This is a genomic window from Streptomyces sp. NPDC047853 (assembly GCF_043204535.1).
Classification (GTDB): Bacteria; Actinomycetota; Actinomycetes; order Streptomycetales; family Streptomycetaceae; genus Streptomyces.
The window spans coordinates 88,639-101,377 of record NZ_JBIDCI010000022.1; the positions used below are offsets into that span (position 1 = coordinate 88,639).

Consider the following 12,739-nt stretch of genomic DNA (forward strand, 5'->3'; position numbering starts at 1 on the left):
CATCGCCAACATGCCTGAACACCCCTGGGATAGCCGTCAGGCATGTTGCTGAACTTCAACATGGCTCACATGCCCAACAGCCAGCCAGTACCCCGAGATAACATCGCCGCCCGGTGGTTTCGGCGTCGTCAGTCGCCGCGGGAGAGCCGGGCTGTCAGCAGGGTGGCCGCGTGCTCCATCTCCCGCTCGATGGCATGCGTGTAGTCGATCTGCCCGTGCCCGGCGCCGGCTTCCCGGTACAGAGCGCGGACCAGACCTCGGCAGACCAGATGCCGGTGGTGGAAGGCGGACGTCTCCGTCGGCACGCGGATCCAGAGGCTGCGGTCGGGCCCCTCTTCCAGGGCAACGTTCAGGACGGTGGCGTCGATCGGCACGACCGTGACCGGCTGGCCGATGCGGCGGGAGACGAGAGCGATCACATCGTCCAGGCTTGTCTGCTCGGGCACCTCCAGGTCCCGGATCACCTCCCGCGCCCACTCGTATTCGCCGCGCGCCCGCCATCTCATCCCGAACCCCTCCGCTCGCCAGCCCAGCTCATCGACATCGATGCCGGTCCTTCGAGTGTGGTCACACGCAAAACGGTGGCACGGCGTCCAGGGACAGGTCCGGGCGGGTGCGGTGCCAGCGGGCGGCGTGCCGCCAGCGGCCCGCGGTGTCCCGGGCGACGTCGACACCGACCTCCACCACCAGCCGCGGCTGAACGAGCGTGACGTCGAGGGGCTCGCGCGAGCCCCACCCGGCGGAGAACGTCCTGCCCGTCCACGGATGCGCGGGTCCGGCCGGGGTGAGGAGGGCGGAGACGGCGCGGCCGGCGCTGTGCGGCAGGGTGGTGGTGCGGCCGGTGAGGCGCAGCCGGCCCTCGGTGCTGTAGCGGCCCAGGAACAGGGTGCGGGGCGCGGCGGCCGGGCCGGTGAATGCGCCCACGATCGCGTCCTCGGTGGCGCGGACCTTGTACTTGCCCCTCCCCCTCACCCCTGGGCGGTACGGCTCCGACAGCCTCTTGAAGCACAGTCCCTCCAGCCCGGCCGACGTCCACGTGAGCCACGCGCGGGCGGTGGCCGGGTCGGTGGTCGACGGGCACAGCGTGAACGGTGCCTCCAGGGCCGCGTCGGCGAACAAGTTCTCCAGGGCGGCCCGGCGCCGGGCGTACGGCCAGGTGGTGAGGTCGGTGCCATCGAGGTGCGTGACGTCGAAGACGACCAGGTGCGCGGGCCAGGTCTGCGCGGCCGCGAGGGCGCCGGCGCCGCGGCGCCGGGCCAGACGCTGCTGGAGCCGCTCGAACGCCAGCCGTTCGCCCTCCCACACCACCAGCTCCCCGTCCAGTCCAGCCTCGGGCAGCTGCGCGAGGGCGGCCTCCCGGATCTCCGGGAACGCGCCGGCCATGTCCGTTCCCTGCCGCGAGCGCAGCAGCACCCGCCCGTCGGCCCAGCGGGCGAGCTGGGCGCGGTAACCGTCCCACTTGGGCTCCGCAACGGCGCCTGGCGGAAGGTCGGGCCCGGGCACGGGAGCGGTGAGCATCGGCTCGGGCAGCGTCCACGTCATGGGGGATGCCTTCCACGCCCGGGGCGCCGGGTGTGTGTCTGGCTGCTCCGTCAGCGCAGCGCTTCCTCGCGGCGCCGGCGCATGCGGACGGCGGTGTCGAGGTAGCGGGCGCAGAGATCCGCCCCTACGGGGCAGCGCGTGGGGCCGCACTCGGTGCAGTGCACGAGGTGATCGAGGTAGGCGGCGTAGTGGGCGCCGTTCGGGTGGGCGCTGAAGTCGATGTCGATGTCCATGTCTACGCTCTCCCCGCGCCGGTCGTTCTTCACCAAGAACGCTACGCCGGTGCGTACGGTCCGGATGTGCAATTGCACGCCGTGTGGCTCGAATGCGGCGGCCGGGTCAGGCGGCGCGGAAGTCGTGCGCCGCACCGCCGCGCCACTCCACCCACCGCCCGTCATCCACCACGGCGTCCGGATCGTCGATGCCGGCGCCTTCGAGGAACACCGCCAGGTCGTGATCGCTGTAGGCGGTGCCCAGGATCTCGTCCCGGCCGTGCCGGTGCACAGTGACCCGGCGGCCCCCCGACAGGGAGGGCCGGTGCACGACGATGGGCGCGCCACTCACGTCTTCCAGCGTGCTCCCGCCGGCTCGAAAGCGCGAACAGGGGGTGGGGCAGGTCAGCGGCCTGCGTCGTTGATCCCGGATGCCAGCTGGCTCACGACGTCCAGCACGCCCTGCCCGAACGCGGTCGGCGCGACGAGGATGCCGAAGACCAGGACGATGAGCACGGTCAGCTTCTCGTCGTTGCGGCTGCGCGCGTGGGTCCGCCGGCGCAGCCGCACGACGATGATGACCGCCAGCAGCACGGCGACGTTGATGGTCAGCACGTACAACCCCCACCAGCTCAGGAAGACCCCTGGTCAAGGTTGTAGCCAGCACGTGCAGCCCAGAGGTCTGCGTCGTCCAAGGATGGCCGCATCTGTCCGCGAGATCGGCCGGTTCTACCGTCTTGTCCCGCCCGGCTCCGGCCTGCTCCCGGCTCCCGGTCAGCCCGGCGCGGGACCGTCGGCGCGCAGCTTCCGGCCCCACCGCTCGGCGGCCTTGGCGTCGCAGTACTCGCACAGCGGCGAGCGGGCCCCGGTGCCGTATTTGTGGGTGGGCCGGCGGCATGCGACGCACGGGCCGATCTGGTCGCCGGGGCAGGTGCGTGCGGAGGTGTCCGGCTCGGTGACCGGCGCAACGGGGGCAGTCATCAGGGCTTCTCTGTCCGGTGACAGCGATGTTGGACTGATTGCCATCGAAGTCGGACCAACCTAGAGCTCGGTGACCCGTGGAAGACCAGGGAGGATCTCGGATGCCAAAGGGGCGGCCGTGGGGTTGGAGAACGTAGCGATCACGCGAGATCGGCATAGTGCTGGGCAGGTCGGTGCGGGCCGTGCTGCGCGGTGTCGGACTGTAAGGGACCGGGCATGCCCTGGGCGAAAGAGCGGTGACCACAAGGGGGGATGGGTGATGACGAAGCTCGGCCAAGGGGCACTGTTCCTGTTCTACTACCTCGACGTTGTGGCTGTTCTCGCCATCGGGGACTGGATCTCCGAGGCAGGTCCTCTTCTGCTTTACGGCAGCCCGGCCGCTTTCGTCACGGGGTTCGTAACCCAGGCGGCACATGACGTATATCGGCGAAATGCGGAGAGCAACGCGCGTCTGTAGGAGCCCTGTTGGACAGCGCAACCTGAAACTGTGCTGGACGTAGTGCGGCACCTTCCCGCGCCGCGCTGCCGGGCAGTCCAACTTCGATGGCAAACGATCCAGCATCGATGTCACCGGACATCCTCGTCTGGGCGGTCGGCGGTGGCCGTCTCAAACGAAGAAGAGAACGGCAGGTGCTCTGGGGCGGGCAGGCCCGCCTCCCGGGCCGCGTCCCGCGTCCGCGGTGATGCCCTCCAGCGCCTGCGGGAGGCGGTGGCGCCGGCGGACCGCCATGCCGTGATCCCAGCACAGATCCACCCAGCGCGACCCCGCGCCCGGGAACACCACGGCACGGACGGTGACTGCCAGGGTGCCGCAGACGGTGCAAGGTTGGGGCGGCACCTCCTGGATGCGGGCGAGGGCCTGCGGGCGGGCAGGCGGAGCCGGGGCCTGGTTGAGGTGCTCGGGGTTGATGTCGTGCCGGGTGAGCAGGTCAGCGTGCTCCATGGCCTTCTCCGTTCGCCCACCCCTGGGATTGCTGCGTGACCAGCACAGCATGAAATAGAACGTTTGAACGATTCAGGTCCGACGCGACTCGCACTGCTCCGCTTCCTTGAGCGCGTGTAGCTGCGCGACCTGGCACGCACCCGGCAGTGGATCGCCGACGAAGAACGCCGGGACGCCGAACGGCGACGCGGCATCGAGAAGAAGCCGGCCCTGCCCGTATGGTTCCTGGAGCAGGGACTGAACCGGCACAGCGCACCCGTCTACGTCCATACCGGGGACTGCTGGCCACACAGGCAAGCGCAGTGCCGGCATCGAGCAGGAACAGGCCCGTCAGGCGGGCGGTGACCCGGCAGGCCAGCCGGTGAATTTCGTTTTGCGGTCGGCACTCATCGGTCAAAGCGGCAGTGTTATGCCGAGTTCCCGCATGGCATTGGACGGAGGACCGCCTTCGGATCGCTCGGTTTTGTAGCCCTTGGTTCGGGGTTCGAGTGTGCGGGGGTCGACGGCTTCGGCGGGGGCGCTCTTCGCGTACAGGCCCTGTGGCTGGCTGTCGCGGTCATGGGGCAGGAGCCAGAAGACGCGGCGACGGAAGGTGCCAGAGGCACGGGAGGCCTTGGCGGAGGGAGCAAGTAGGGCGTAGCCGACCATGCGGCCGTCGCGGTGGTAGGCGGGTTTGCCCTTTCGGGTGGGCAGCCTGTCCAGGCTCTGGCGGACGTAGTCGAGGTGGTCGATGTCTTCCAGCCAGACGATGTCGGCTTCGTGGCTGATCTCGTCCTCGGTGATCAGGGAGCTCATGTGCTGGGGTCCCTTTCGTCGTGGGTGAGCAGACCAATGCCGGGGTAGTGCTTGCGCTGGTTGGACAGGATCATCTCCTTGGGCGAGGCCAGTCCAACGAGTTCCCGTGTGCGGGCAGCGAAGGCTCGCGAGGACATGGCCGGTGCGCCTTCATTCTGGCACCAGTCCTTGTAGGCCGCGTAGAGCGCAGTCTGTTCTGCGCGCAGGTCGGGGGCGATGGTGCAGCATTCTTCGTAGAAGCGTCCGGTGTGGTCTTCGGTTTCGGCGTAGGCCGTGGTGGCGATGCGGACGCGTTCGGGGCCGGTGAGGTCTCGGTCGCCGGCGAGGTAGCGGCGGGCCCCGTCGATGAGCCATCCCAGGATGCCGGGGCCTTCCTCGGTGACGAGGAGGTCTGCCAGGTTGTCGATCTTTCGGTGGTCTGGGACGACGCGCTCGAAGGGGATGAGTCGCATGCGGCGCCAGAAGGCGAATCCGCCGGTGCCGACTTCGGGGCGGTGGTTGCCCAGGAGCCAGAGTTTGTGGGTTGGTTCGAAGCTGAAGAAGTCTTGGCGCATGCGGCGGGCTTTGATGCGGTCGCCGCCGGTGAGCAGTTTGACGCGGGCTTCGTCGAATTTGTCTCCGTGTTTGACCTCTGAGCAGACGATGACGCGTCGGCCGTGGAGTTCTGCGAGGTCGGTGGGGTGACCTTCGTAAGGGCGGGCCATGAGGAAGCCGGGCGGTGCTGCGTCGGCGTAGTCGCCCAGGAGTTTCATCAGGACGTCCAACAGAACGGACTTGCCGTTTTTGCCGGAGCCGAAGAGGAAGGGCAGGACCTGTCCGCCGACGTCTCCGGTGACGGAGTAGCCGAGCAGGAGTTGGAGGTATCTGACCATGTGCTGGGCTTCGGCGTCTTCGCCGAAGGTGTCTGCCAGGAAGCGTTCCCAGCGCGGGGTCGGCATGGTTCGTGGTCCGATGGTGGTGGACCGTGAGTGGAAGTCCTTGTTGGGGTCCGGTGCTTTCACTAGGCCGGTGCGCAGGTCGACGATGCCGTCGGGGGTGCACAGGGCGTAGGGGTCGGCGTCCAGGAGGGCGGCGTTGAGGACCATGCCGGGGGCGGATTTGGCCTGTGTGAGCATGGCGTTGATGCCGGTGGTGGACAGCGCTCGGCGTCGGTGGGATTGCAGGGCTTGGGTGGTGAACAGGCCGCGGGGGTCGTGTGCGGCGATGGCTTCGGCGAGGTCTCCTGCTGCCCACAGGACGGTGTCGTCCTCGTCGATCTGCCAGCGGGTGGTGTCCCAGCGGTACCAGCCGATGCCGGGTACGTGCCGGTAGTCGTTGGAGTACAGCTTGACGAACAGTTTGGCGTTGCCGCGGTCAGTGAGGGTGTCGGGCAGAAGTCCGGCTGCGGTGGCCTCGCCGCCGCTGGTCTCTCGTGCGCTGGCGGTTTGGGCAGGTAGTGCGACGGTGGTAATTGATGTCGGACGTGTCTGGTCGCGGATTTGGGCAGCGACGGCTTCGGGGTCGAAGTCGAAGAGCGCTTCTGTCTCGTTTCCAGGTGAGGTCATCGGGGGCCCCTTCGCGTGTGGAGGGGGTGTTGTAGGCCCGCGGCCAGGCCGCTGCGGATGATCTGAGCAGCGCGGCGTTCCTGCCCTGGTCGGGCCGCGGCCGCGGTCTGAGTGAGAGCCTGCTGAGCCTCTTCCTCGGTCAGGCGGCCAGCGGCGACGAGCCCGCCGAGAGTGTAGGCGGCTCGGTTGAGGGTGTCTGAGAAGCCCGCTCCTTCGGAGACGTGGCCGCAGGCTTCGACTGGGGCCAGGATCGCGGCGAGCATCCGCTGGGTTCGGTCCCGGCCGCCGCCAGCGGCGAGCACTGCTTGCTGGGCGCGCGGAGGAACCGGACGGGGGGCAGGGATGCTGAGGGCTGGCAGGTGGCCCGTGCGCTCCAGTTCCTGGGCCAGCCAGGCAGGCAGAGCTGCGGGCTCTCGGACGTGATCGAGTGGCATATAGGTGCCGTCGCGGGTGGTCGTGCCTGGGGCGACGATGTAGCCGCCGTGGGCGCGCACGTCGACTTGCCAGGCCAGGGCAGCCCCGTGACTGGAGCCGGAGGAACAGCGCCAGCGGCGGTTGTCCGTGGTCCGGTACCAGACGTGCAAACCTCCCCTGGGGGTACGCACTCGGAGTGTGGTGTTGTCCTCTGCCGGGCTTTTCTGTCCACGCAGGGCTGCCAGAACAGCAAGGGTGTGGAATCCGTTGGCCAGGCCGGTGAGGTCGACATGTTCACCGATAGGGATTCCGGGCAGGATTCGGTCCCGGGTGGGCGGTCGGGTGGAGTGGGCGTCGATGTCGATGACGACCAGGCCGGCTGGCCCGCACGCAATACCGATGCCGTAGTCCGGGTGTGCTCCCCACCAGTTGGCGATGCGGCGCTGGTCCAGGGTGGCGGCATGAAAGCCGTGACACCAGCGGCCTGCGGGCAGGCACGGGCATTCGCTGGGCGAGTGGGAACTTGAGCGGCAGTCGGTGCAGTTGGCTGCCGGGGTCTTGCGCCCAGCGGCCAGGGGATGCACGGGCCAGCCGCGGCGCGCGCACCAGCTGGCGGTGGCCAATGAAGCAGCGACTGAAGCCTGAGGAGGGGACGACTGTGAGTCGCTGAGAGAAAAGCGCAGCTCAGCAGGCATGTGTACCCCCTATCAGCGACCGAAGCGACTCAATAACAGACACAGCCTAGCGAACGTGGTTCGTGAGGTCGTGCAGTACATGCGAAGGAACCCCAACTGCCGTGTTGATGAGAAGACCGGCACGTGTCTGCAGCGACCCAGCTGGAGGTGGTAGCGACCGAAGCGCTTCGGTCGCTACCACCTCCAGCTGACGTAATAGCAGGTCAAGAGGCTCTTCAGCCCAGATCAGCGACTGAAGCGACTGAAGGCTCCTATATATAGCGCACACGCACACATGCAGAGTCGTTCATATACTCCACACCTCAGTCGCTTCAGTCGCTCCCCCATGGTCGACACGCCCCTGACCTGCAGGTTTTCTCACTCAGGTACTAGCTACCCAACGATTACTGAGTAGCTGAGCTTCAGTCGCTGGGACTCCGTTCCCTCAGCGACTGAAGCGACTCAACGCATCGCACCCCCAACCAGCGCCTGCTGCCCGTCACTCGCCTCGAAGCTTCGGTAGCTTCGGTAGCTGCCCAAGAGCCCGACATAGTCCACACCGCCTGTCACGGCCTAGGGAAACGCCGGTGCAGTGGTTGGCACTGTGAACGCTCCTGGCAGAGCATGAGTGTGCTGACCAGCTTCCTTGCTCCGAACCGGGACCGCCCTGGCCGCTTCGGACGTATGGCTGCGCGACAGCATCACGCCGATCAGAAGCCTCCCGTCGGCAGCTGCGATGTGAAGCACTTGAACGAGGAGGCCATTGACGCCTGCTGCGCACGGTCGGATGCAAGCGGCGCCTGACTCCGCTGGGTGCGGCGTTCGCGGAGTACAGGCGGATCGCGAAGACCGAGCACCTACTGCAGGTGGTCGACCCAGTGGACGACACCTACCGGCAGCAGATGAACCGGTAGCTCACCGTGCATGAGCCCCGCCACAAGCTGGCGAGGGACGTGTGCCACGGCAAGCGCGGCACCCTCCACCAGGCGTACAGCGACGGGATGGAAGACCAACTCGGCGCGCTCGGCCTAGTCCTCAACGCCATCGTGCTCTGGACCACGAAGTACATCGACGCCGCGGTCATCCACCTATTGGCCGAGGGCCACGAGAACCGCGAGGAGTACATAGCCCGGCTCTCCCTGCTAAAGCACCACAACCTGAACCTGCTCGGCCGCTACAACGTCCCGGCCGCCAGCGCCCTGCGCCCGCTGCGCGATCCGGACGCGCCCGAGCTGGACAAGGACGACAACGAGAGCGGACAGGCCTAAGGGTGGCCGACCAGGGCGGTGATGAGCTTGTGGGCCCGCGCCTTGGTCAGCCGCTTGGCGGCCGTCGTGCAACTCTGCCGGAGAGCGCGTGGGGCGATATCGCTGCCCTTGATCGCCGCCGGCTTTCTGCGCGAGCGTGGTCAGATACTTCACCTGCGCAACGTGGCTAGCTTCATCTTGTAGCGAACCACGGCGGTCAGGTGCCCGCAACCAGCGTACCGAGGGCCGTGCGCTGGTGGGTGACCGAGCGGCCTGTGCGGGTCGTCGTCGCCATGCCTGCCGATCTGAGCGCCGCCGCGTGGGACGAGGCCGTCGCGTTGCTGACGTGGAGGGCGCGGGCCAGAGATGTCGTGGTGTGAGGCTCAGCGAGGAGGCGCAGGGCATCCAGCCGGGTGCGGCCCAGGACGGCGGCCAGGGCTTCGGCGGGGACGACCGGGCCCCCTGCAGTGGGCGGGAGCCCGGGACCGGCTGGGTACGTCAGGACCGCGGGATGGCCTGGGGTGTCCTGCAGAAGTGGGCCCGCCGGGTGGTGGAAGGTGGGCAACAGAACCAGGCCGCGCCCATCAAGGAAGACGTCGCGGTCCGGTGCTACGCCGAGCCATTCCCACACACCCTCGTGGAGTCGGCTGCGCGGGGCCAGGCCGGTCAGTGTGGCGGCCACGCCGTGCTCGGCGACCGTCAGGGCGTAGCGGGTGAACTCCTCACGGTGCAGATCTTGCATGACGGACCAGACAGGGACGAGGACCGTCTCGTACGCAGCCTGCTGGGCGCGGTGCAGGGTGCGCCAGGCCGTCTCGTCGCCCGCGTGCAGACCGTGGATCCAGCGAGGCGCGGGCATCGTCCCGTAGACCCGCTCCAGCTCGGAGCGGACGAGACCGGGGCTGGTGGCGCGGATCTGTTCGAAGCCGTTAGCCATGGTGTCGCCGAGGACGTCGAGGAAGGAAGGCGGGGGGCCCGCTGGAACCAGTTCGGCGAGCGGGTTGGTTGCGGCCGGGAGGGAGCGCAGGACGCGGCCGCGCCACGGCGCGAACAGCGGCCCGCCCCGCCGGGTCACGGCTGTCGTCAGGGCGGCGTGCAGCTCTTGAAGCGGCGCCGGGCGGGGTGCGAAGCGGATCCGGGCGAAGTCCTGCGCGGTGAAGTGGATTCGCAGCACCCTCACATCTCCTCGTCTTGGACCAGCCTTTTGACGAGGGCCTGAACCTTCGCCCCGTGACGGCCCCCGCCCCAAGGATGTCCGTATGACTTCTCGACGCACTCTTGTGAAAGGCACCCTACTCGGCAGTATCGCCGCTCTGCTGCCCACGGCCGCGTTCGCCTCCGGTGGCGGCTTGAGCCTCCGACTGCCCGCGCCCGCTGGTCCGTACCCCGTAGGCATGCAGACGGTCTATTTGACGGACCCGTCCCGGACCGACCCATGGGTGGGCGGCGTGCGGGAGTTGATGCTGACCGTCCTGTACCCGGCCCGATCGGTACGCGGCTTCTTCCGGGCCCCGCAGCTCACCCCGGCCGAGGCCAGGGAGTTCGCCGAGTACGTGCCGCACGTTCATCCGGGGCTGCCGGAGCCGGGAATGGTGGACTGGGGTGCGGTCTTCACCCACGGGTACATTTGCGCGCCGCCGCTGCCTGGGCGGCGGCCGGTGCTGGTGTACTCACCCGGCGGTGGTGACTCCCGTACGCTCGGCACAGCCCTCGCCGAGGACCTGGCAAGTCATGGCCGAGTGGTCGTCCTCGTCGACCACCCCGGTGACGCTTCTCAGGTGGAGCTGCCCACCGGAATGCGGACGACCGTCCTGATCGGCCCCCCGGACCCGGCGACCTTCCGCACGATGGTGGACACCCGGATCGCGGACCTCCGCCTGGTCCTGGACCGGCTCAGCGACCTGCCGCTCGCACCGGTCATGGACTCCTGCCGGATCGGGATGTACGGGCACTCCGCAGGCGGTACGGCGGCGGTGTACGCGGCCCGTGACGACCGCCGGGTCGGCGCGGTGGCGAACTTGGAGGGCTACCTCGACCTGTACCCGACACTGGCCGGCTTCGATCAGCCGCTGCTGCTGTTCCGCACTGACGGATTCTCCGGCGCCGCCCGCATCGAGTCCTCCTGGGCGGGCCTTCCCGGCTGCCGCAGGCTGCTCCCCGACGCGAACCACTGGGCGTTCACCGACTACGGCTCGCTCGTCCCTCGACTCCAGACTTCCGGTCTCGTGACAGCGACGGCGCGGACCGCGCTCGTCGGCACCGGCGCCCCTGCGGTGACACTCGCCGAGGTACGGCGCCGGGTGGGGACCTTCTTCGCCCGCCATCTCTCGTAACGGAACTACGAGGCGGCGGGCAGCCTGCTCCAGCCCACAGGACATCGGTCGCCTGTCGGCACACGTTGGCACCCTCAAGTGATCAACGCACCACCCACGGATGATCATGTGATTGTGAGGCACAGTGCGTGACTAGGGGTTTTCGCCGGCTTAGCAGGATGAGATCTGGAGACGCTGGCGCGAGGGGTAATCGTTCATTTTGACCGGGTGGGCACTCGGGGCACCGATGCAGAACGCCCGTCGGTTCCTGCACTAGAGCGACGGTGTCCGCCTCACCCCGCAGCGTCGATCAGAGCGGCATCTGAGCGGCAGCGAGCGCGAAGAATTATCCCGCGGCACTGCCGGGGGATCGGCCCGGCAGTTGGCCAAGTGGCCGGGCAGATGCCCTTCGACCGTTTCCCGCGAGATCGCCCGCAACGGAGGCCCGGACCGCTACCGTGCCGCATTCGCCGATGAGGCCGCCTATGCGCGCGGGCGCCGGCTCCAGCAGGCCAAGTTCGCCCACCGACCTGCTCTGCGCGCCCTGGTGGAGGCAAAAGCTGACTCTGTGCCGGTCTCCCGATCGGATCGCAGGCTGGCTGCGACGCCAGTTCCCTGTTGCACCGCCATGCAGATCTCGCAAGAAGCGACTTACCTCTCGCTCTACGACCCTCGTCACCGCCAGGCAATCGACCGCGGCCTCACTCAGAGCCTGCGGTCAGCCCCGCCCATGGGCCGCCAGAAGATCGCCCGCCGGCCTACCGGGCGGGGCATCATCCGCGGCATGGTGTCCATCACCGCCCGCCCCGTCGAGGTCGAGGACCGGAAGGTCCCCGGTCATATGGGAGGGCGACCTCGTGATGGGCACCAGGCCCTCGGCGGTCGCCACGCTCGTCGAGCGCACCAGCCGCTACACGACCATCGTCGGCTGCCGGATGGCATCAAGGCCGAGCAGGTCACCCCGCACCTCACCAGGAGCCTCCTCGGTGTCCCCCCCACCTGCGGCGGACGCTCACCTGGGACCGCTGCCGGGAGATCGCCGAGCACCAGGCCCTCACCACCGAGACCAGGATGCCGATCTACCTCTGCAAGCCGCGGAGCCCGTGGCAACGCGGCACCAACGAGAACACCAACCGGCTGCTTCGGCAGTACCTCCCCAAGGGCGCCGACCTCCGCACGTTCAGCCAGGCCGACATGGAGGCCATCGCTCACGAACTCAACCACCGTCCGCGCAAGACCCACGGCTACCGCACCCCGGCAGAGGTCTACGCTGATCGTTTGAACAGTGGTGATGCGTCGACCGCTTGAGCTCGCCTTCGTTTGACGACAGGTGGCCTACGCGTCCAATGAACCCGTGCAATCCGGGGGTTCGCGGCGGCTCGAATCCAATCGAGATAAGGTCCATTTCTCCGTACGGAAGGGGCTCTTCGGTGGCGAACCTGGTCTACAAGCGGGTTTCGACCGATCAGCAGTCCACCGGCCGGCAGAACTTCGTCCTGGACGAGGCCGGGATCGAGGACCCGGTCGTTTCGAGGAGGACACGGGCATCTCCAGCCGCCTCCACCCCCTCCAGCGCCCCAAGTTTCGCGAGCTGATGACGTACGCGCGGCCGGGCGACACCGTCCACATCTCCGAGATGTTCCGCCTCGTACGCGGCACCGGGCACATCGACGTGCTCGACGTCTTCCACCGCGAGCAGGTGGCACTGCGCATCCACGACGGCGCGTTCTCCGCGATGAACCTCACCGCCCGCCACCCGGGCACCGGAGCTGCTGTCCACCGTGGAGTTCATGGTGCGGACCCTCGCCGCCGCCGGCGACCTCCAGCGCGACCTCTAGCGTGAGCTGACCTACGACGGACTGCGCGCCGCCGAGGCCAAGGGCGGACGCCGCCCCGCCGTCTGGGCCGACAAGACCGACACCGTGCGCTTCACGTACCTGGAAGGCCGCTCCATCGCCGCTCTCGCCCGTGACCACGGCTTTACTGATCGTTTCAGAATGAGTTGAGTCGCAGGTCTTGCGCTCGGTGATCTCGGACGGCAGTGTCGCCGGGTGCGTACTGATCTTGTTCCTGAC

General features: G+C 68.3%; 16 protein-coding genes and 3 pseudogenes. 7 read left to right on the forward strand and 12 right to left on the reverse strand.

What is annotated here, in order from left to right; genetic code table 11:
• Window positions 1-128: 128 nt before the first annotated feature.
• The 6 genes from ACGF5T_RS30880 to ACGF5T_RS30905 all read right to left on the reverse strand — a co-directional run bounded on the left by ACGF5T_RS30880 (window position 129) and on the right by ACGF5T_RS30905 (window position 2,735).
• Complete coding sequence (locus ACGF5T_RS30880) at window positions 129-506, reverse strand: hypothetical protein (RefSeq protein WP_366769385.1); 378 nt, start codon at window positions 504-506, stop codon at window positions 129-131.
• A gap of 61 nt (window positions 507-567) precedes the next feature.
• Complete coding sequence (locus ACGF5T_RS30885) at window positions 568-1,542, reverse strand: ATP-dependent DNA ligase (protein WP_366769384.1); 975 nt, start codon at window positions 1,540-1,542, stop codon at window positions 568-570.
• A 50-nt stretch (window positions 1,543-1,592) separates the two neighbouring features.
• Window positions 1,593-1,775: a hypothetical protein gene (locus ACGF5T_RS30890; RefSeq protein WP_366769383.1), complete on the reverse strand. Its 183-nt coding sequence runs from the start codon at window positions 1,773-1,775 to the stop codon at window positions 1,593-1,595.
• Between the two features lie 106 nt (window positions 1,776-1,881).
• Window positions 1,882-2,106: a hypothetical protein gene (locus tag ACGF5T_RS30895; RefSeq protein WP_366769382.1), complete on the reverse strand. Its 225-nt coding sequence runs from the start codon at window positions 2,104-2,106 to the stop codon at window positions 1,882-1,884.
• 53 nt (window positions 2,107-2,159) lie between these two features.
• The gene (locus ACGF5T_RS30900; protein ID WP_063480805.1) at window positions 2,160-2,369 is read right to left on the reverse strand and encodes a hypothetical protein; all 210 of its coding nucleotides are present in this window, start codon (window positions 2,367-2,369) and stop codon (window positions 2,160-2,162) included.
• A 159-nt stretch (window positions 2,370-2,528) separates the two neighbouring features.
• A complete protein-coding gene (locus ACGF5T_RS30905) occupies window positions 2,529-2,735 on the reverse strand; it encodes a hypothetical protein (RefSeq protein ID WP_366769433.1) in 207 nt (68 codons plus the stop codon).
• 256 nt (window positions 2,736-2,991) lie between these two features.
• Between ACGF5T_RS30905 and ACGF5T_RS30910 the strand changes: the two genes are divergently transcribed.
• Window positions 2,992-3,192, forward strand: coding sequence for a hypothetical protein (locus ACGF5T_RS30910; RefSeq protein ID WP_366769434.1), 201 nt, complete (start codon window positions 2,992-2,994; stop codon window positions 3,190-3,192).
• Window positions 3,193-3,342: 150 nt separating this feature from the next.
• Here the strand turns inward: ACGF5T_RS30910 and ACGF5T_RS30915 are convergent, their stop codons facing one another.
• The 4 genes from ACGF5T_RS30915 to ACGF5T_RS30930 form a co-directional block, all read right to left on the reverse strand.
• Window positions 3,343-3,678: a hypothetical protein gene (locus ACGF5T_RS30915; protein ID WP_366769435.1), complete on the reverse strand. Its 336-nt coding sequence runs from the start codon at window positions 3,676-3,678 to the stop codon at window positions 3,343-3,345.
• 393 nt (window positions 3,679-4,071) lie between these two features.
• Window positions 4,072-4,473 (reverse strand): DUF6009 family protein, encoded by a 402-nt coding sequence (locus ACGF5T_RS30920; RefSeq protein WP_361019811.1) that lies wholly within the window; start codon window positions 4,471-4,473, stop codon window positions 4,072-4,074.
• Complete coding sequence (locus ACGF5T_RS30925) at window positions 4,470-6,017, reverse strand: phage/plasmid primase, P4 family (protein ID WP_366769436.1); 1,548 nt, start codon at window positions 6,015-6,017, stop codon at window positions 4,470-4,472. The genes ACGF5T_RS30920 and ACGF5T_RS30925 overlap by 4 nt, the downstream gene beginning before the upstream one ends.
• A complete protein-coding gene (locus tag ACGF5T_RS30930) occupies window positions 6,014-7,126 on the reverse strand; it encodes a bifunctional DNA primase/polymerase (RefSeq protein WP_366769437.1) in 1,113 nt (370 codons plus the stop codon). Before ACGF5T_RS30930 ends, ACGF5T_RS30925 begins: the two co-directional genes overlap by 4 nt.
• A 749-nt stretch (window positions 7,127-7,875) precedes the next feature.
• On the opposite strand from ACGF5T_RS30930, the pseudogene ACGF5T_RS30935 reads away from it, so the two are divergent.
• Window positions 7,876-8,373, forward strand: a pseudogene (locus ACGF5T_RS30935) (Tn3 family transposase); the annotation flags it as partial.
• A 196-nt stretch (window positions 8,374-8,569) separates the two neighbouring features.
• On the opposite strand, the gene ACGF5T_RS30940 reads toward ACGF5T_RS30935, so the two are convergent.
• On the reverse strand, window positions 8,570-9,526 hold the full coding sequence (locus tag ACGF5T_RS30940) for a winged helix-turn-helix domain-containing protein (protein ID WP_366769426.1): 957 nt from the start codon (window positions 9,524-9,526) through the stop codon (window positions 8,570-8,572).
• Window positions 9,527-9,611: 85 nt separating this feature from the next.
• Here ACGF5T_RS30940 and ACGF5T_RS30945 point away from each other — a divergent pair, with 85 nt between their 5' ends.
• The 5 genes and pseudogenes from ACGF5T_RS30945 to ACGF5T_RS30965 all read left to right on the forward strand — a co-directional run bounded on the left by ACGF5T_RS30945 (window position 9,612) and on the right by ACGF5T_RS30965 (window position 12,507).
• Window positions 9,612-10,685 carry an alpha/beta hydrolase family protein gene (locus ACGF5T_RS30945; protein ID WP_392889948.1) on the forward strand — a complete coding sequence of 358 codons (1,074 nt, stop codon included), beginning with the start codon at window positions 9,612-9,614 and terminating at the stop codon, window positions 10,683-10,685.
• 301 nt (window positions 10,686-10,986) lie between these two features.
• Window positions 10,987-11,046, forward strand: a pseudogene (locus ACGF5T_RS30950) (hypothetical protein); the annotation flags it as partial.
• A 653-nt stretch (window positions 11,047-11,699) separates the two neighbouring features.
• Window positions 11,700-11,972, forward strand: coding sequence for an IS30 family transposase (locus ACGF5T_RS30955; protein WP_366769430.1), 273 nt, complete (start codon window positions 11,700-11,702; stop codon window positions 11,970-11,972).
• Window positions 11,973-12,094: 122 nt separating this feature from the next.
• Window positions 12,095-12,259 (forward strand): hypothetical protein, encoded by a 165-nt coding sequence (locus ACGF5T_RS30960; RefSeq protein WP_366769428.1) that lies wholly within the window; start codon window positions 12,095-12,097, stop codon window positions 12,257-12,259.
• Window positions 12,259-12,507 (forward strand): hypothetical protein, encoded by a 249-nt coding sequence (locus ACGF5T_RS30965; RefSeq protein WP_366769429.1) that lies wholly within the window; start codon window positions 12,259-12,261, stop codon window positions 12,505-12,507. The genes ACGF5T_RS30960 and ACGF5T_RS30965 overlap by 1 nt, the downstream gene beginning before the upstream one ends.
• On the opposite strand, the pseudogene ACGF5T_RS30970 reads toward ACGF5T_RS30965, so the two are convergent.
• A pseudogene (locus ACGF5T_RS30970) lies at window positions 12,407-12,739 on the reverse strand (hypothetical protein); the annotation flags it as partial. The gene ACGF5T_RS30965 and the pseudogene ACGF5T_RS30970 overlap by 101 nt on opposite strands.